This window comes from Kribbella sp. NPDC050281 (assembly GCF_040655855.1).
Taxonomy (GTDB): Bacteria; Actinomycetota; Actinomycetes; order Propionibacteriales; family Kribbellaceae; genus Kribbella.
Genome location: NZ_JBFAKS010000089.1, coordinates 2,213 through 5,584, shown reverse-complemented (window position 1 = coordinate 5,584; position 3,372 = coordinate 2,213). Strand labels below are relative to the sequence as shown.

Here is a 3,372-nt window from a genome sequence, read left to right as displayed (position 1 = left end):
GCCGGCGAGGCTGGGGTTGACCGTATTCCGGGAACCGTACAGTGAACGCGAACATACTTTGTTACATAGCGCAGCTAGTGTCTTGGTCCACACAAAAGTGTGGGTGTGTGACAAGCCCTCGGCCTATTAGTACCAGTCAGCTACACACCTTGCGATGCTTCCACTTCTGGCCTATCAACCCAGTGGTCTACTGGGGGCCTTACCCGGTTAACCCGGTGGGAGACCTCATCTTGAAGCGTGCTTCCCGCTTAGATGCTTTCAGCGGTTATCACTCCCGAACGTAGCCAACCAGCCGTGCTCCTGGCGGAACAACTGGCACACCAGAGGTTCGTCCACCCCGGTCCTCTCGTACTAGGGGCAGCCCTTCTCAAGTCTCCTGCGCGCGCAGCGGATAGGGACCGAACTGTCTCACGACGTTCTAAACCCAGCTCGCGTGCCGCTTTAATGGGCGAACAGCCCAACCCTTGGGACCTACTCCAGCCCCAGGATGCGACGAGCCGACATCGAGGTGCCAAACCATCCCGTCGATATGGACTCTTGGGGAAGATCAGCCTGTTATCCCCGGGGTACCTTTTATCCGTTGAGCGACGGTGCTCCCACATGCCACCGCCGGATCACTAGTTCCGACTTTCGTCCCTGCTCGACATGTCTGTCTCACAGTCAAGCTCCCTTGTGCACTTACACTCGACACCTGATTGCCAACCAGGCTGAGGGAACCTTTGAGCGCCTCCGTTACCTTTTAGGAGGCGACCGCCCCAGTCAAACTACCCACCAGGCACTGTCCCTGATCCGGATAACGGACCAAAGTTAGACAGCCAGAACAACCAGAGTGGTATTTCAACGATGACTCCACCCGAACTGGCGTCCGAGCTTCACAGTCTCCCACCTATCCTACACAAGTTGTACCGACCACCAATACCAAGTTGTAGTAAAGGTCCCGGGGTCTTTCCGTCCTGCTGCGCGTAACGAGCATCTTTACTCGTAATGCAATTTCGCCGAGTCCACGGTTGAGACAGCGCCCAAGTCGTTACGCCATTCGTGCAGGTCGGAACTTACCCGACAAGGAATTTCGCTACCTTAGGATGGTTATAGTTACCACCGCCGTTTACTGGCGCTTAAGTTCAAAGCTTCGCCGGCCGAAACCAGCTAACCTGTCCCCTTAACGTTCCAGCACCGGGCAGGCGTCAGTCCGTATACATCGAATTACTTCTTCGCACGGACCTGTGTTTTTAGTAAACAGTCGCTTGGGCCTGGTCTCTGCGGCCATCACCGCTTCCCCCAGCAAGTGAGGTAACGGTTCCGGCCCCCCTTCTCCCGAAGTTACGGGGGCATTTTGCCGAGTTCCTTAACCATGGTTCACTCGATCGCCTTGGTATTCTCTACCTGATCACCTGTGTCGGTTTGGGGTACGGGCGGCTCTAACACTCACTGCGAAGTTTTTCTCGGCAGCATGGGATCATCCACTTCCCCTAAACGGGTCCGCCTCGGCTCTCAGGCTCAATGAGACACGGATTTGCCTATGCCTCGCCCTACCACCTTGCCCGCGGATCAGCTTACGCCTACCATCGCCGCGGTTGGACTACCCTCCTGCGTCACTCCTCAATGCACCTACTACCACCTCGGGTCAAACCGTCCACCACTCAACCCGAAGGTCTCGTGGATTCTGGTTCTTAGCATCAGCGGGTTCGGTCGGGTCGTGTTAATGCCGGTACGGGAATATCAACCCGTTGTCCATCGACTACGCCTGTCGGCCTCGCCTTAGGTCCCGACTTACCCAGGGCAGATTAGCTTGACCCTGGAACCCTTGATCATCCGGCGGACGGGTTTCTCACCCGTCATTCGCTACTCATGCCTGCATTCTCACTCGTGCAGCATCCACAACTCCATCACTAGGCTGCTTCACACGCTGCACGACGCTCCCCTACCCATCCACACACCTGGACCACACCCCGAAAGGTGAAGCCGGGTACGAGTGTGAATGCCACAGCTTCGGCGGATTGCTTGAGCCCCGCTACATTGTCGGCGCGGAATCACTTGACCAGTGAGCTATTACGCACTCTTTCAAGGGTGGCTGCTTCTAAGCCAACCTCCTGGTTGTCTGGGCAACTCCACATCCTTTTCCACTTAGCAATCGCTTAGGGGCCTTAGCTGGTGATCTGGGCTGTTTCCCTCTCGACTACGGAGCTTATCCCCCGCAGTCTCACTGCCGCGCTCTCACTTACCGGCATTCGGAGTTTGGCTGATTTCGGTAAGCCGGTAAGCCCCCTAGACCATCCAGTGCTCTACCTCCGGTAAGAAACACGCGACGCTGCACCTATATGCATTTCGGGGAGAACCAGCTATCACGGAGTTTGATTGGCCTTTCACCCCTATCCACAGGTCATCCCCCAGGTTTTCAACCCTGGTGGGTTCGGTCCTCCACGCGGTCTTACCCACGCTTCAACCTGCCCATGGATAGATCACTCCGCTTCGGGTCTAGAGCATGCGACTAAAGCGCCCTATTCAGACTCGCTTTCGCTACGGCTACCCCACACGGGTTAACCTCGCCACACACCACTAACTCGCAGGCTCATTCTTCAAAAGGCACGCCGTCACACCCCGAAGAGTGCTCCGACGGATTGTAGGCAACCGGTTTCAGGTACTATTTCACTCCCCTCCCGGGGTACTTTTCATCTTTCCCTCACGGTACTAGTCCGCTATCGGTCACCAAGAAGTATTTAGGCTTAGCGGGTGGTCCCGCCAGATTCACACAAGATTTCAAGAGTCCCGTGCTACTCGGGAAAACACTCGAGAGTCACCGTCTTACGCCTACGGGGCCATAACCCACTACGGCTCAACATTCCAGAAGATTCGACTTCAACGATGATTTATAACTCTCCGACACCACGGCATTAGTGTCTGAATGCTCCCACAACCCCACATACGCAACGCACGCCGGCTATCACACGCACATGGTTTAGCCTCATCCGCTTTCGCTCGCCACTACTCACGGAATCACTGTTGTTTTCTCTTCCTGCGGGTACTGAGATGTTTCACTTCCCCGCGTTCCCTCCAGAACCCTATGTGTTCAGGCACTGGTAACTGGCTTTAGAATGCCAGCTGGGTTTCCCCATTCGGACACCCCCGGATCACAGCTTGGTTGCCAACTCCCCGGGGCTTATCGCAGGCTCCAACGTCCTTCATCGGCTCTTGGTACCAAGACATCCACCGATTGCCCTTAGTAGCTTGTCACAAACAAAACAACAAAATTACGCTACAAAGAGATGCTCGCGTCCACTATACAGTTCTCAAAATACGGGCAGGAACACCAGCCCATCCATCACCACACACCAGTGCAGGACACCCTCAAGGGAAACAACACACCCATCAGAT

The 3,372-nt window shown here is 55.5% G+C and carries 1 rRNA gene; it reads right to left on the bottom strand.

Annotated features, from left to right (window positions below):
- Window positions 1-106: 106 nt before the first annotated feature.
- Window positions 107-3,231: ribosomal RNA gene (locus AB0I34_RS43880) — 23S ribosomal RNA — on the bottom strand.
- Window positions 3,232-3,372: the final 141 nt, after the last annotated feature.